The sequence below is a fragment of the Candidatus Xenohaliotis californiensis genome, assembly GCF_963930935.1.
GTDB lineage: Bacteria > Pseudomonadota > Alphaproteobacteria > Rickettsiales > CAWVOK01 > Xenohaliotis > Xenohaliotis californiensis.
On the sequence record NZ_CAWVOK010000018.1, the window covers coordinates 1 to 15,147 of the forward strand.

A 15,147-nucleotide genomic window follows, 5' to 3' on the forward strand; every position below is an offset into this window, starting at 1 on the left:
GCCAACATTAACATGAGGTTTTTCTCTCACAAACTCGGCCATTTTTGTTCCTCCAGAATTATTTTTGTTCTTTTATTTTTTCAACAATACTATCAGGCACTTTTTGATAGCTTGAAAAATGCATACTATACTGTGCTCTACCCTGCGATGCTGAACGCAAATCATTAATATAACCAAACATATTAGCTAATGGCACCATAGCATGAACATATTGTACATTCTTGTCTGCATCAACACTTTCAATCAATCCTCTACGTGAATTAATATCACCAATTATATCACCTAAATAATCCTCAGGAGTAATAATTTCAACTTTCATTACTGGCTCTAATATACATGGACCAGCTTTTGTTGCCAAATCTTTAAATGCCCCTTTAGCCGCCAATTCAAAAGCCAAAACACTAGAATCAACATCATGGAATGCACCATCCATTAATTTAGCTTTTAACTTGATTACTGGATACCCAGCAATCATACCATTTCCCATTATTGATTCCAAGCCCTTTTTTACACCTGGTATATATTCCTTAGGAATAGCACCACCAGTAATACAGCTTTCAAATTCAAAATTATCCTCAGTATCATCTGACAATGGTTCAAAAATAATCTTTACTCTTGCAAACTGTCCAGCACCACCTGTTTGCTTTTTATGAGTATAATCAATTTCAACACTTTTTGTTATTGCTTCACGATATGCTACCTGAGGTTTTCCAACACTAACTTCAACATTAAATTCTCTTCTCAAGCGATCAACAATAATTTCTAAATGTAACTCACCCATGCCTTTCAGTATAGTTTGCGAGCTCTCATCATCAAATGACATATGTAATGATGGATCTTCTGCTGTTAAACGAGATAATGCAACTGCCATTTTCTCTTGATCTGCAACTGATTTTGGCTCTATAGCTAATTCTATTACTGGTACTGGTAAATCAATTTTTTCCAAAATAATCTTATCAGATATAGAGCATAAAGTATCTCCTGTTGTAACTTTTTTTAAGGCTGCCAATGCAACTATATCACCTGCTTTTGCTTTTTTAATATCCTCTCTATTATTGGCATGCATTAAAAGCATTCTGCCAATCCGCTCCTTATCGCCTTTAGTAGAATTCCAAACAGTATCACCAGATTGCAAGACTCCAGAATATATACGTAAAAAAGTAATGCTACCAACAAATGGATCATTCATTATCTTAAATGCTAATGCAGCAAATGATTCACTTGGTACACATTTTCTTGTTAGTTCCTGACCATCATCAACTCCAATTCCTGAAACAATTTCATTATCTAAAGGTGAAGGTAAATAATCAATTACAGCATCTAAAAGAGGCTGAACACCTTTATTCTTAAATGCAGAACCACACATTACAGGCACAAAAATACCTGCTATTGTACCACGCCTAATGCATTGTCTAAGCTCATCTAAAGTAACTTCTCCTGTATCTAAATATTTTTCAGTAATTGACTCATCAACTTCAACTACTTTTTCAATAAGTATTGTATTGTACTTCTTGGCAATTTCTATGTGATCATTGTCAATATCAACAATATTATATTTAGCACCAAGTTCTGAACCATCCCAAACCAATGCTTTCATTGTAAGTAGATCTATTATACCAACATGTTTATCTTCAGTGCCAATTGGTAAGTGTGTTACCAAAGGACAAATGCCCAGTCTATCTTTAATCATATCAACACACTTAAAAAAATCAGCGCCAGTGCGATCCATTTTATTTACAAAACATATACGAGGAACTTTGTATCTATCAGCCTGTCTCCAGACAACCTCAGATTGTGGCTCAACACCAGCAACACCATCAAATACAACAACTCCACCATCCAAAACTCTTAATGAACGCTCTACTTCAATAGTAAAATCAACATGGCCTGGGGTATCAATGATATTGACTACATAATCTTTATCATTCCTAAACCAACTACACTTTGTTGCTGCAGAAGTGATTGTAATACCACGCTCTTTCTCTTGTTCCATAAAATCCATTGTTGCAGCCCCTTCATGAACTTCACCAATCTTATGAACTCTTCCTGTGTAGTACAAAATCCTCTCTGTAGTTGTAGTTTTTCCTGCATCTATATGAGCCATAATGCCAATATTTCTGTAAAAATTAAGATACTCTATATTTTGTGTCATAAATAAAAACTACCAATATTAATATTACCATCTAAACTGTGAAAAAGCCCTATTTGCTTCAGCAGTTTTGTGCTTCTCTTCTTTTAATTTAATTGCATCGCCCTTTTTATTATATGCATCCATTAGCTCTATAGATAATCGTGAAGCCATGTCACTACCAGTCTTTTTTCTAGCAGATTGAATAATAAAACGCATACCTAAAACCCATGAGCGGCTCTCATTAACATCTACAGGAACTTGATAAGTTGCACCACCAACTCTGCGTGATCTAACTTCCACTAATGGCCTAACATTTTCTAATGCTTTATGAAATAACTCCAAGCAATCAATACTGGATTTTTTACTAGCTTTTGCTAAAGATTTATACAATATATTTTCTGCAGTAGTTTTTTGTCCACGTAACATTAATATATTAATAAATTTTGCAATCTTTATATCGCCATATATTGGATCTAAAGTAATTGATCTTTTTTTAGCTATTCTTCTGCGAGACATTAAATATACCTAAATAAATAATTAATTTTTTGGCTTTTTTGCACCATATTTGGATCTTCCTTTTTTTCTATCTTTTACACCCTGTGTATCAAGTGCACCACGCACAATATGATAACGTACACCCGGTAAATCTTGAACACGACCACCTCTAATCAAAACAACAGAGTGCTCCTGAAGATTATGCCCCTCACCTGGAATATAGCCAATAACTTCCATAGAATTTACTAATCTAATTCTGGCAACTTTACGCATAGCAGAGTTTGGTTTCTTGGGTGTTGTAGTATAAACCTTTATACAAACACCTCTTTTTTGGGGGTTTCTTGCCAATGCTGGAACTTTATTAATAACCCTTTTAGATACACGTGGTTTTTTTATTAATTGATTAATAGTTGGCATAGAAAATGTTAAAGAATAATTTAGTATGCAGTATAGCAATACAACCCAAACAAGTCAATTGCTACTATTAAATATAAGCCACATTATACAACATAATTTCCTATGTAATAATTAAATTATAAAATTAACCATTATTTTTAACAAAATATTATCTAAAGTTCAGTCAGCTCCAGCAAAACTAACCAATTTACTAACTTTAGATCAATAAGCAAAATACTAAAACACTAACTGTATTTTTATAAACTGTATTTTTATAAATAAATTTTAGAAAAATAAAATCTTATAATCTAAGAATAAACTATGAAACAATCTAAGCACTATAAACTTGCAATACCTTAGAAAAATAATCTAAAATGCTCTAAATATAGAATAAAGTTTTTAATCAAATATGAGAGCTAGACATACAACTCATATAACCAATATAGGTGGTATTACAATAGGAGGAGCTCTGAACATAGCTATACAATCTATGACAAACTCCAATACTGCAGATATTAAATCTACTGTTCAGCAAATCATAGATCTAAAAAATGCAGGATCCAAAATAGTTCGTATAACAGTTAATGATGATGAAGCAGCAAATGCTGTGCCTTATATTAAACAACAATTAATTGAAAAAGGTTGTAATATACCACTAGTTGGCTGTTTTCATTATAATGGGCATATTTTGTTAAAGAAATACCCTTCATGTGCAATGGCTTTAGACAAATATAGAATTAACCCTGGTAATGTTGGTTTTGGCAATAAAAAAGATGTAAACTTCATTTCAATAATTGAAACCTTATTAAAACAAGATGCTATTGGCAAAACACCATTTTCCAACATATACTATAACAAAGCATTAAGAATTGGTGCAAACTGGGGCAGTATTGATACAACATTAATGAATGAACTAATTGATAAAAATAATACCTCTATCAATCCCAAATCATACAATGAAATAATAAAATGTGCACTCATAACCTCAACAATACAGAGCGTAAAACTTGCAGTTAAAACTGGCATGACAGAAAACCAAATAGTACTATCATGTAAAATTAGCAACCCTATAGATGTAATAGATGTATATCAAAAAATAGCAAAAAAGAGTAATTGTGCACTGCATATTGGCCTAACAGAAGCAGGAAACGATGAGCATGGTGCATTAAAAACTGCCACTGCAATGTCAGTGTTACTATATAATGGCTATGGTGATACTATTAGAGCATCAACTACTAACATTAACAAACCACGCTCATATGAAGTCAAAATATGCCAACAAATATTACAGGCAATGGGACTACAATCATTTTCACCAGCTATTACATCTTGTCCTGGGTGTGGACGCACAAATAACCAATATTTCAAACAACTTGTACAAGGAATACAGCAATACATAGAAAAAAATCATCAGTATTGGCTCTCTCTATACAGCAAAACAAATGAGCTAAAAATAGCAATTATGGGATGCATAGTAAATGGTCCTGGGGAAAGCAAACATGCAGATATTGGCTTAAGTTTGCCAGGCAATGCTGAACATCCATCTGCAGTTGTATATATAAATGGACAAAAACATTGCACACTACATAATGAAGGATGCATACTCAGTGAGTTTAAAAAAATTATAAATAATTATATAAAAAACAAGCAGGATATAACACAATGTAGTGACTAAATACATGCTATTGATCTGCCTATATCTGATGAATTTGTTTATTGTCAACAATATTTTCACCATATTTTTCTGGAGTGACTTCTGACATAATAGATGAAGTGCATGAGTTATCATCATTAAAAATTTTGGACTGATTAATTTCAGCATGATTTAATGATTCTGGTTCAATAGGACTAATACCATTTTTAATACAATTGTAACCAATTAGAATGCCAGATATACCACAGAATGTCATACATAAAATCTCTAGAATATACACAGAAAACATAAAACCAAGAGCAACAGATCCATTACCAATTAAAGTTGATAAAATCCATGGGTTTGCAGCATGACAAAACAATATAACTAAAGAAAAAAGAACTATGCTACCAACCTTTTCTCCTATAGTCACAGGAGATAAAGTAAAAATTTTTTTTATTAAATCAAATAAAAACACAGCAAGTTAGATTAATAAAATTACTGATTATTGATTAGAGGAAGCTGAAGATTTGATAAAATTATCATAAAGCTCCCTAGTCTCATTCTCTGAGTGGGCAACACTCACATAAACAACAGTAGATACATCATAATGTAGGTTAATTTCTACTGGATGAACACCAGAAAATTTTATTGGTTTTCTTATAAGAATAAAATCTTTTGCTATTTTATGACCCATATTACTTAAACTTGCAGATATATCACGTGCTAATACTGATCCAAATAACTTATTATTATTTCCCACTTGCCTAACAATAGAAATCATTTTACCCTGTATTTCTTCTACTAACTTTTTAGCTATTTCCCATGCCTTATGATTTTCAGCATCAAGTTTTTCACGCATTGCAGTAAGCTTATCCTTATTTTCCTGAGTAGCATAAACTGCAAAACCATTGGGTAGCAAATAGTTTCTGGCATAACCATCTTTAACTTTTACAACATCCCCCACCTTTCCAAGGCCACGCCTACTACTAACTAAAATAACATCCATAATTACAAACTCTTGTTAATTTGACTGATAAGGCAATATAGATAAATAACGAGCTATTTTTATCTGTCGCGCTAGCAGCAACTGCTTGTTATGTGAAACAGAGGTAATTCTACTAGGCAATATCCTACCACGTTCAGATATAAATTTTTTTAATAAATCTGGATTCTTAAATGAAATTTCTTCATTTGTATTACCATGCAGTGGGCATAGACGCTTTCTATGAAAAAACTGCTGCTTCTTTAAATTAGCAAATGGTGAATTTTTTGTATATGAATCATTATTTGCAACCTCAGCATCACCACTCATTTATCCATCTCTTAAATTACTTAATTGTAAATTAAAATAATAATATAATAAAAATTTTTGTCAAGAATTTTAACGTAATAAATAGTTATCAATGACTTTATATACTTGACAAAGTGGCAATCCCACAGCTGCTGAATAAGATCCTCTAAACCACTGAACAAAAGCATCTGCAAAACCTTGCAAGGCATAACCACCAGCTTTACCTTGCCACTCACCTGTAGATAAATAAAAGTCAATTTCTTTACTACTAAGACATTTTATTTTCACTATACTAACCACAGTTCTCAAGATAATATTACGAGATGGAGTAACAAAACACAAACTAGAGTAAATCCTATGTCTTCTACCTGACATCTTACATAAAAAATTTTTAGCCTCATTTATATCAGATGGTTTGCCTAATACCTGTCCAGAAAGTACAACAACAGTATCTGCACTCAGCATAATATAATCTGAGTATTGCAAACAATCACGAAATGTTGATATTTTTAATTTAGCCATTCTAAGCGTATAACACTTAGCTGATTCATTCTTTCTTATTCTCTCATCCACATTGGGATTCTTAATTAATGTGGGGAAAACACCAATTTTTGCCAATAACTCTTTTCTTCTTGGCGACCCTGATGCCAACAACAATGGATTAGTTAATTGCAGCCTAAATTTTTGCAGTCCTGGCACTACCAGCTCCACCATCACCCTTTTCTCTATAAACTATACGTGCACGATTTTTATCATATACACTCATCTCCATGCTTACTCTATCGCCAGCAAGAATTCTAATTCTACGTTTACGAATTTTACCAGCAGTATGTGCCAATATTTCATGCCCATTATCAATCCTAACTTTAAAATTTGCATTAGGCAAAACCTCAGTAACTACACCAATAACTTCTATTATAGAATCTTTTTTACTCTTACTCATCACACCAACAAAACACAATAATCACTTTTTATATAACCAAAATAAACCAAAGTCAATTTAAGATAAACAATTTAATAAATTTAAATATCTCAATAAAGCTTTCAATCTCTATACATGTCACACAATACAATCAAAAATGACTAATAATATAATAACAAATCTATAATGCAACTAATCAACTAAACTATTAACAAACAATAAATTCAACTTTTTTCCAGTAGTTTGATCCAACCACCACCTAAAACCCTTGAACCGCTGTACATAACACATGCTTGCCCAGGTGCAATAGCAAAACATGGAACCATAACCTTACACAAAACCTGACCACATTCATCTAATGACACTACTGCCTCAATTCTATTAGAATTTGCCCTAATGCAAACATCAATTGTTTTACCTAAATGCATTTCAGCATCATTATTTATCCAATTTATATTTTCTATATAAAATAAACTACCTTTTAATTCATCTTTATGACCAACAATTATTCTATTGTTAAGTGCATCAATATGAATTACATACAAAGGATCAGTGCCAATACTCAAGCCGATACCCTTGCGTTGCCCTATGGTATAATTAATTATACCATTGTGAAATCCTAAAAAATCACCACTAGTGTTAACTATTTCACCTCTCTTACAAATCTTATCTCCTGATTCTCTGCTAATAAAATTAACATATCCATTAGTTACAAAACAAATATCCTGACTCTCCTTTTTTTTGCTTACACTTAAACCATAACTAGCTGCCAAGCTGCGAGTCTCATTCTTACTCAATCCACCTAATGGAAATTCCACAAAGTTTAATTGATCTTGTGTAAGGCTAAAAACAAAATAACTTTGGTCTTTTTTATTATCAATGCCAGTATGAAGTTCATTAATACCATTCTTAAATTTTTTCTCAACATAATGACCAGTAACTAGTGCATCACAACCAGAATTTTTTGCAAAATCAAGCAAATAGCCAAATTTAACTAACTCATTACATTTAGAACATGGTATAGGTGTTAATCCATTAATATACGAATTAACAAAATAATTAATTACCTTCTCTTGAAAAAGACTAACACAATCTATAGTATAGTGTGAAATACCAATTTGTTGCGCCACTTTTTTAGCATCTATTATATCTGCTGTTGCACAACAGGATTTACCATTACTAGACTTAGAAGTCTCATTATCTGGATAAAGCAGCAGTGTAGCTCCAACAACATTATAGCCATAATCTTTGAGAATTGCAGCAACAGTTGAGCTATCAACGCCTCCAGACATGGCAACCATAATCTTGCTACCCCTTGAAAGTCTTTTTGAAAAATTATTCAATGATTGATAATTAGTTAAATCCATTGATCAAAAATACCCAAATATTGACTTAAACAACAATAAGTAGTGGGATGTGAAAAAATAATTATTTAATTATATCACAATGCCTTTTAATAAAAAAGAATTCATTGACTCAATAAAAATTGCTAAAAAAAAATATTCGTATTTCAGTATTGACAAAATTTCACAGCATTTAAATATACAGCAACAAACACTGCCTAAATCACTAAAAATATTGTTAGAAAATAGCATACGTGGATCGGAAAGTCTTAATATTAAAAAACTCAAAACATTAAAAAACTGGCCAAATTTAAATAATAACCTAGAAATAAACTTCATGCCTAGCCGAATACTAATGCAAGACTTTACTGGAGTCCCAGCATTAGTTGATCTTGCAAGCATGCGTAATGCAGCAAAAAATGCCAATATAGCATTAAATAACATAAACCCACTAATACCTGTAGATCTAATTATAGACCACTCAGTACAAGTAGATTATTTTGGTTCAAAAAATGCATTTAAACAAAATATAAAAGAGGAATATAGACGAAATAAAGAGCGCTATAAATTCTTGCATTGGGCACAAAAATCTTTTAGCAACCTTAATATTTTTCCACCTGGAATTGGAATATGTCATCAAATCAACCTTGAATTTCTAGCTAATGTAGTTATGGTACATAAAAATGGCACAGATAACATGTTGTATCCAGACACATTACTTGGTACAGATAGCCATACCACTATGATTAATGCACTTGGTGTTTTAGGCTGGGGAGTTGGTGGCATAGAAGCAGAAGCTTCAATGCTTGGAAAGCCCTTAGTAATGCCAATACCACAGATAGTTGGTGTTAAGCTAGTAGGAAAAAAACCAGCAGAAGCTACAGCCACTGATGTTGTATTATTAATAACCAATATACTACGTAAAAAAAATGTTGTATCTAAATTTGTAGAATTCTATGGAAAAGGGGTAGACAACTTATCTCTTGCAGATAGAGCTACGATATCCAACATGTCTCCAGAGTATGGCGCTACCTGTGGATTTTTTGCTGTTGATGATCAAACAATAGAATACCTCACTCTTACTGGTCGTCCACGTAATCTTATAGAAATAATCCAACAATATTGGAAATTACAAGGACTGTATGGACAGTACAAAGAAGAGCCACAGTTTAGTGAAATTATTGAAATTGATATTAGCAATAGCAAAATATCATATGCAGGCCCAAAAAGACCTCAAGATTTGCTGACAATATCAAGTACAAAAATACATTGTGATAAAAAAACTAACAGCAATATACAAAAAAATGCACAAAACAAAAATTATCAACTAAAAAATGGCGATGTAGTTATTGCAGCAATAACTAGTTGCACAAACACTTCCAATCCATATGTAATGATAGGTGCAGGTATGATTGCTAAAAACATTGTGAAGTATGGCCTTAAAACAAAACCATGGGTTAAAACATCCTTAGCACCAGGATCAAGAGTAGTGAGTGAATATCTGGATAAACTAGGTTTAACAGAATACCTTGAAAATTTGGGTTTTAATCTTGTGGGATATGGATGTACAACATGCATAGGCAACTCTGGTGCTCTCAATGAAGATGTAACAAAACAAATTATAGATAAAGATCTAGATGTTGCAGCTGTTTTATCGGGTAATCGTAACTTTGAAGGCAGGATAAATCAATTAACAAAATCTAATTACTTAATGTCTCCAATTATGGTAGTTGTACATGCTGTAGTTGGCAATATGTGCACCAATTTACTAAAAGAACCAATTGGATTTAGCAAAAACAACAAACCAGTATACTTAAAAGATGTATTGCCAAAACAACTAGAAATAAATTTGGCAGTAAAAAACACCATTAATGGTAGTATGTTTACTGAAAATTATAAAAATTCATTAAGAGACAGCCCAGAATGGCTTGCTTTAGATAGTAAAGCAGAAATGACATACCAATGGGATGAAGATGATCTATATATACAAAACCCACCATATTTTGACAATATGAAACAAGATAGAAATCTTGATATTGTAAATGCACATATTTTAGCAATCTTTGGTGATGGCATAACCACTGATCACATATCACCCGCAGGTACAATAGCGAAAGATTCAGCAGCAGCAAAATTCCTCAAGAAAAACAAAGTAAAAAGTAAAGACTTCAATTCATATGGTTCAAGGCGTGGCAATCATCACATAATGATGCGAGGCACATTCAGCAATATAAGAATCAAAAATCTTATGGTTAAAGAAACTGAGGGTGGTATCACTAGGCATATACCTAGCAACAAGGTAATGAATATATTTGATGCAGCTATGTTATATAAAAATAAAAATGACTTAGTAGTAATAGCTGGAAAAGATTATGGAATGGGATCTAGCAGAGATTGGGCAGCAAAAGGCACCAGTCTGCTTGGTGTTAAGGTAGTTATAGCTGAGAGCTTTGAAAGAATACACCTTTCTAATCTTATTGGTGTAGGCATCATACCATTAATTTTCATAGAAAGTAATGCAGCCAGTCTTAAGTTATCTGGATATGAGTTAATAAGCTTCCCTAAGCTCAACAGCCAGCTAAAACCAAATGGCAAGGTTGAGTGTATAATACAATACCCAGACCAAAATAAAACAAAACTATACATGAAATGTGCTGCAAAAACAACCATTGATACAAGTTACATAAGACATAATGGCATATTACCTTGGGCAATGATGCAAATAATTGAATCTAAAAAGTAATAATTAGGTAGTATACCCATAAAAATCATTTACAAAAAAATTAAATAAATAATTATTTATAATGTCATTAATCTATGCTAAAAAAAATCCTGCTAATTTTAACATGCATAGCATATTTTTAATATAATCTTGTAAATTATTTACTATACAACACTTACAGTTTAGAATAAAATAATATTGACTCAATACTTCAAAATACTAAGCATAAATAATCAACCATATAAATAAATATACTGTGTTTAAAAACAAGCAGCACTTAGCATACAACAACATTAATTAAACATACTATTAAAGACTATCACCTAATGGCAATTTATCACTATGTGTAAATTCTTTATAGCATAAAAATTTATAAAACCTTAATAATAATACATCTATTAAAAAGCATTAGTGAACAAAAATTGATCTATGCACGTGAAATATATGATAAATCAGTAGTTGAGATAATAACCTTATCTCCTGCTTTAATAAATTGTGGCACCATAATCTTAATGCCATTTTTGATAATAGCTACTTTGGATGATGCACTAGCTGTCTGTCCTTTTATAACTGGTTCTGCTTCCTCTATATCAACCACAAGTTTTGTGGGAAGCTTAATTGATATAGGTATAGACTCACAAAATAAAACAGCAACATTCATGCCAGGCTCAAGAAAAACAACTCTATCACCAATAATACTACTTCTAAGATCTATTTGCTCAACAGGATCAATACACATAAATACAATTAGATCATCATATGAATATAAATATTCATAGTTCCTCTCTTCCACAAAAAGAATATCTACCTTATCACTAGCACTTAAACGCTTTCTAACATTGCTTTTACCCACATCGTTACCAGCAACTATTCTTAAATGTAAATCATAAGAAGAGCTACCTCTACCCTTCATAGTATACTCAATGTTTGTAATGCAATAGATATTATCAACATTATCTTTTGGTAATTTAATAAAATTACCCACCCTAACTTCAGTAACTCTTGATGACATAAAAACCTAACTAAAAAACAAATTTGATACCCATATTAACAAAAACTGCTTTAATACTATCAAATTCAAATCTGCCATCAACTGCTTCAGTTTGTTTGACTTTTAAGCTGTCAATATAACTAACACTTGATACTTTAAAATTAACTTTATTAAATTGTATATATCTAATATATGAAGTAAGCAAAACATTACTAGTAAGAGGCAGCTCCATACCTGCAAAACCTTGGTATGCAAGATTAATTGAATTATAGATAAAAAATGACACTGATGACATGCCTGCACCAATGCCAAGAAATGGTGCTATATCTAATTTATTATCAAATTTCATTGTTACATTAATAAAACCACAGGCAACATTCGATGAATGATCAAATGGTGTGCCACTAGAATCTGATACCTTAGGAATAAATGCAGTATTTACCTTGTTTTGCACAAAAATACCATTAGCTGCAATAGCTACAATATCTGTTATCTCATAATTAGCAGCACCTTCTAAGGCAAAAAACTTATTATCAAAATCAAGATTAAAATTTCCATTTTTTACAAACTTACTATCAGAAGTGAATTCACCAGTTTCTGTATTTGGAAAAAAAAAGCTGCCAACAGAAAAAGATGTGCTAAAATCACCTTTATATGCATAGGAAAAATTTGCAAATAGCAGTATAATTAAAAATAATGCTTTACTCATATCAAATCGTATTTAAATGGGTGATACTGGACTCGAACCAATGACCTCTTGCATGTCACGCAAACGCTCTAACCAGCTGAGCTAAACACCCTATATAATTAATTATTAAATGAAGTAGTGCTAATGTCAACAAAAATAAATAATCTAATTACATTATAAATTTCAATCCCAATGTAAATACACTACGAACAAAATTATCCTGAAAAAAACATTGTTTATTGCCATTAGTTACACTACTTGAATCCGAACCTGAATCTGTATCACTATTGTCCACATCAGTTGCTGATAAAGCAGAAACTGCAATGCTGTTAAAAGATGGTTTCTTTATAGAGCTTGCTTCATAAACTGTAAAAGCATGTATAGATTCTTTTAATATAATATTGACACCAGCCTTACCACCAAATCCCGTAGTAACACTATATGCATCAAAAAATTTACTTTGATTAGATGTGACAAAAATCCCAATAAATGGTGCTACACTACCTTTAGTAGTAATTTCATAATTAATACCAGCTGATACAGACAATAATTGCAAGGCACTTTCTATAAGTCCACCTGGCAAACCATCAACCTTTGGTATATTTGTTTTGAAATCAGCATGTGCCAATCTTGCTGCACCCTCTACTGACACAGAATCAAATAAATTATAGCCAATAAGAAAGTTAAAATCAATCTCATTGTCATAATTTGCAAATGCCTCACCTTCAATAATACTATTCCCATTATCATCTAGGCCTGCTATTAAAAAAGAGCTAGACTTCATTAAGCCAATTCCTGCTGCATTACTTACATAAATATCACCCATAAGTCCTGCACATGATATGCTTGCAAAACAGACAAGTGATACAATGAATATTACTAATCTAAGCATTTATAAAAACCTTACAGACAGCCAAACTAATATGATATATTCTGTATAAAATTTTAACAATAACCAATAGTTAACAACAGGATGAATAATGTTAAAACAAAAAAAACAAGTGTATTGATTTAATGTTATTAAGTATTAAGTGCAAAAAATTTATTTTAACTACTATGCCAAATAACAAACTCATCAATTAGTATTACTAAATTGAAAATCATATACATAAAGTTTTTATCTAAAAACAAAAACATCTAAGCAAAACTATTATGTTGTTTCACTATAAAATAGTTATTAATATTAATAAAAATTAAAAAATATATAAACAATGCAAACAATCTCTAATATTAAATTTATCATTAAAACTTATGGTAAAGATTTGGGTCTAGGCTTCTCTTTTAAAGAAATAGCAAAAACTCAACTCTCCAATATAGAGAAAGCAATCAAAACATTAATGCCAATGACAAAGCATATATGTATAATGCAACAAACACATTCTAGTAAAACTGTAAATATAGAGCAGATGCCTAATGGCAGCATATCCATACAACAATCAGATGCTCTAGTATCAAGACAGAAAAACATTGTGCTATGTGCTTTTCATGCAGACTGTGTTCCTGTTGTTGCAATAGACCAAAAAAGCAAAATTACAGGCATTGCACATACAGGGTGGAGAGGGGCAAAAAATAATATTCTAGAAAATATGATTAAATCTATGACCACTGCAGGATCTTCTATTCAAAATATACAAATTAATATTGGCCCATGTATCCGCCAAGAATGTTATGAGGTTGATAATGATTTTTTTCATGCATTTCTTGATGATGACAAAAATAATAGAAAATTCTTCATCTCAATAAAAAATGACACTAAACAGCTCTTCAATCTCCCTGAATTTATAAAAAACAAGCTAAAAAATTTAGGTATAGTAAACATAAATGACACAATGCTTAACACATACAGCCATGAAAATTATTTTAGCTATCGCAAATCTAGTCAGCAAAACAAACCATTGGGATCAAATATAACTATTGTGTCAGCAATCAATAAATGAGTAAAAAAATCCCACCAAGCCAAAATGATATAAATTTTTGGTTAGAGGTTATAAAAAATGTTAAGCCAATAAAACAAAATAAAAAAATTAGCATAATGCCACCAAAAGCAATGCAGGATAGACATTTTGCAAGTAAACCTGTGCAATCATTTAGCATGCCACCAAAAACAAGAGATATACCAGATAAGCAGATCAGTATTGCCAAAATAACACGTAAACAGTACAAAAATTTCTTACATATGGGTATACAGAAACTAGATTTGCATGGCTGCACATTACAAGAAGCATTTGAGCTGCTGCTTTATACAATTAAAACTAACTATGAGCAAAAAAATAGATCACTTCTTGTTATAACTGGTAAAGGTGATTTACATAATAAGAAAAAACATGAGTCAATCAAAGGCAACTTATCAAAATGGCTGTTACAAACAGAACTAAAAAACTACATAAGCTACTATTCACAGGCAATGAAAAAAGATGGTGGGGATGGTGCATTTTATATAAAAATAAGAAAAAAAACATAAATTCATCAATCAGCACACTTTATATTTAGCACAACAATCACAAAAAACCTATACAAATAAAACATGAGGTT

The 15,147-nt window shown here is 31.5% G+C and carries 16 protein-coding genes and 1 tRNA gene; 4 read left to right on the top strand and 13 right to left on the bottom strand.

Annotation, left to right across the window (positions count from 1 at the left end; translation table 11 throughout):
- Window positions 1–58 precede the first annotated feature (58 nt).
- From fusA to rpsL, 3 genes are read right to left on the bottom strand one after another with little or no spacing between them, the layout of a single operon-like run.
- Window positions 59–2,152: an elongation factor G gene (gene fusA / locus AABI72_RS01995; RefSeq protein ID WP_338363895.1), complete on the bottom strand. Its 2,094-nt coding sequence runs from the start codon at window positions 2,150–2,152 to the stop codon at window positions 59–61.
- Window positions 2,153–2,176: 24 nt separating this feature from the next.
- Window positions 2,177–2,647 carry a 30S ribosomal protein S7 gene (gene rpsG, locus AABI72_RS02000; protein WP_338363897.1) on the bottom strand — a complete coding sequence of 157 codons (471 nt, stop codon included), beginning with the start codon at window positions 2,645–2,647 and terminating at the stop codon, window positions 2,177–2,179.
- Window positions 2,648–2,668: 21 nt separating this feature from the next.
- Window positions 2,669–3,043: a 30S ribosomal protein S12 gene (gene rpsL / locus AABI72_RS02005; RefSeq protein WP_338363899.1), complete on the bottom strand. Its 375-nt coding sequence runs from the start codon at window positions 3,041–3,043 to the stop codon at window positions 2,669–2,671.
- A gap of 388 nt (window positions 3,044–3,431) precedes the next feature.
- Between rpsL and ispG the strand changes: the two genes are divergently transcribed.
- Complete coding sequence (gene ispG / locus AABI72_RS02010; RefSeq protein ID WP_338363901.1) at window positions 3,432–4,697, top strand: flavodoxin-dependent (E)-4-hydroxy-3-methylbut-2-enyl-diphosphate synthase; 1,266 nt, start codon at window positions 3,432–3,434, stop codon at window positions 4,695–4,697.
- A 19-nt stretch (window positions 4,698–4,716) separates the two neighbouring features.
- Here the strand turns inward: ispG and AABI72_RS02015 are convergent, their stop codons facing one another.
- From AABI72_RS02015 to mnmA, 6 genes are all read right to left on the bottom strand, one after another.
- Window positions 4,717–5,133, bottom strand: coding sequence for a hypothetical protein (locus tag AABI72_RS02015; protein ID WP_338363903.1), 417 nt, complete (start codon window positions 5,131–5,133; stop codon window positions 4,717–4,719).
- Window positions 5,134–5,160: 27 nt separating this feature from the next.
- Entirely contained in the window at window positions 5,161–5,664 is a 504-nt protein-coding gene (gene rplI / locus AABI72_RS02020; RefSeq protein WP_338363905.1) for a 50S ribosomal protein L9, read from the bottom strand.
- Between the two features lie 15 nt (window positions 5,665–5,679).
- Window positions 5,680–5,970, bottom strand: a complete 291-nt coding sequence (gene rpsR / locus AABI72_RS02025; RefSeq protein WP_338363906.1) for a 30S ribosomal protein S18 — start codon at window positions 5,968–5,970, stop codon at window positions 5,680–5,682.
- A 69-nt stretch (window positions 5,971–6,039) separates the two neighbouring features.
- Window positions 6,040–6,663 (bottom strand): Maf family protein, encoded by a 624-nt coding sequence (locus AABI72_RS02030; RefSeq protein WP_338363907.1) that lies wholly within the window; start codon window positions 6,661–6,663, stop codon window positions 6,040–6,042.
- Window positions 6,626–6,892, bottom strand: coding sequence for a translation initiation factor IF-1 (gene infA / locus AABI72_RS02035; protein ID WP_338363908.1), 267 nt, complete (start codon window positions 6,890–6,892; stop codon window positions 6,626–6,628). Before infA ends, AABI72_RS02030 begins: the two co-directional genes overlap by 38 nt.
- Before the next feature lie 203 nt (window positions 6,893–7,095).
- The gene (gene mnmA, locus AABI72_RS02040; RefSeq protein ID WP_338363909.1) at window positions 7,096–8,238 is read right to left on the bottom strand and encodes a tRNA 2-thiouridine(34) synthase MnmA; all 1,143 of its coding nucleotides are present in this window, start codon (window positions 8,236–8,238) and stop codon (window positions 7,096–7,098) included.
- A 79-nt stretch (window positions 8,239–8,317) separates the two neighbouring features.
- Here mnmA and acnA point away from each other — a divergent pair, with 79 nt between their 5' ends.
- A complete protein-coding gene (gene acnA, locus AABI72_RS02045; protein ID WP_338363910.1) occupies window positions 8,318–10,957 on the top strand; it encodes an aconitate hydratase AcnA in 2,640 nt (879 codons plus the stop codon).
- A gap of 406 nt (window positions 10,958–11,363) precedes the next feature.
- Here the strand turns inward: acnA and AABI72_RS02050 are convergent, their stop codons facing one another.
- The 4 genes from AABI72_RS02050 to AABI72_RS02065 all read right to left on the bottom strand — a co-directional run bounded on the left by AABI72_RS02050 (window position 11,364) and on the right by AABI72_RS02065 (window position 13,507).
- Window positions 11,364–11,948 carry a hypothetical protein gene (locus tag AABI72_RS02050; protein ID WP_338363912.1) on the bottom strand — a complete coding sequence of 195 codons (585 nt, stop codon included), beginning with the start codon at window positions 11,946–11,948 and terminating at the stop codon, window positions 11,364–11,366.
- 10 nt (window positions 11,949–11,958) lie between these two features.
- Entirely contained in the window at window positions 11,959–12,636 is a 678-nt protein-coding gene (locus AABI72_RS02055) for a hypothetical protein (protein ID WP_338363913.1), read from the bottom strand.
- Between the two features lie 17 nt (window positions 12,637–12,653).
- A tRNA-Val gene (locus AABI72_RS02060) sits at window positions 12,654–12,727 on the bottom strand.
- Between the two features lie 57 nt (window positions 12,728–12,784).
- Window positions 12,785–13,507, bottom strand: coding sequence for a hypothetical protein (locus AABI72_RS02065; RefSeq protein WP_338363915.1), 723 nt, complete (start codon window positions 13,505–13,507; stop codon window positions 12,785–12,787).
- A gap of 319 nt (window positions 13,508–13,826) precedes the next feature.
- Here AABI72_RS02065 and pgeF point away from each other — a divergent pair, with 319 nt between their 5' ends.
- Complete coding sequence (gene pgeF, locus AABI72_RS02070) at window positions 13,827–14,552, top strand: peptidoglycan editing factor PgeF (RefSeq protein WP_338363916.1); 726 nt, start codon at window positions 13,827–13,829, stop codon at window positions 14,550–14,552.
- On the top strand, window positions 14,549–15,076 hold the full coding sequence (locus AABI72_RS02075; RefSeq protein WP_338363917.1) for a Smr/MutS family protein: 528 nt from the start codon (window positions 14,549–14,551) through the stop codon (window positions 15,074–15,076). The genes pgeF and AABI72_RS02075 overlap by 4 nt, the downstream gene beginning before the upstream one ends.
- Window positions 15,077–15,147 lie beyond the last annotated feature (71 nt).

Coding starts and splice junctions, on each gene's coding strand:
- fusA (WP_338363895.1), bottom strand. CDS start 2,152: ATGACACAAAATATAGAGTATCTTAATTTTTACAGAAATATTGGCATT.
- rpsG (WP_338363897.1), bottom strand. CDS start 2,647: ATGTCTCGCAGAAGAATAGCTAAAAAAAGATCAATTACTTTAGATCCA.
- rpsL (WP_338363899.1), bottom strand. CDS start 3,043: ATGCCAACTATTAATCAATTAATAAAAAAACCACGTGTATCTAAAAGG.
- ispG (WP_338363901.1), top strand. CDS start 3,432: ATGAGAGCTAGACATACAACTCATATAACCAATATAGGTGGTATTACA.
- rplI (WP_338363905.1), bottom strand. CDS start 5,664: ATGGATGTTATTTTAGTTAGTAGTAGGCGTGGCCTTGGAAAGGTGGGG.
- rpsR (WP_338363906.1), bottom strand. CDS start 5,970: ATGAGTGGTGATGCTGAGGTTGCAAATAATGATTCATATACAAAAAAT.
- AABI72_RS02030 (WP_338363907.1), bottom strand. CDS start 6,663: ATGGTGGAGCTGGTAGTGCCAGGACTGCAAAAATTTAGGCTGCAATTA.
- infA (WP_338363908.1), bottom strand. CDS start 6,892: ATGAGTAAGAGTAAAAAAGATTCTATAATAGAAGTTATTGGTGTAGTT.
- mnmA (WP_338363909.1), bottom strand. CDS start 8,238: ATGGATTTAACTAATTATCAATCATTGAATAATTTTTCAAAAAGACTT.
- acnA (WP_338363910.1), top strand. CDS start 8,318: ATGCCTTTTAATAAAAAAGAATTCATTGACTCAATAAAAATTGCTAAA.
- AABI72_RS02050 (WP_338363912.1), bottom strand. CDS start 11,948: ATGTCATCAAGAGTTACTGAAGTTAGGGTGGGTAATTTTATTAAATTA.
- AABI72_RS02055 (WP_338363913.1), bottom strand. CDS start 12,636: ATGAGTAAAGCATTATTTTTAATTATACTGCTATTTGCAAATTTTTCC.
- AABI72_RS02065 (WP_338363915.1), bottom strand. CDS start 13,507: ATGCTTAGATTAGTAATATTCATTGTATCACTTGTCTGTTTTGCAAGC.
- pgeF (WP_338363916.1), top strand. CDS start 13,827: ATGCAAACAATCTCTAATATTAAATTTATCATTAAAACTTATGGTAAA.
- AABI72_RS02075 (WP_338363917.1), top strand. CDS start 14,549: ATGAGTAAAAAAATCCCACCAAGCCAAAATGATATAAATTTTTGGTTA.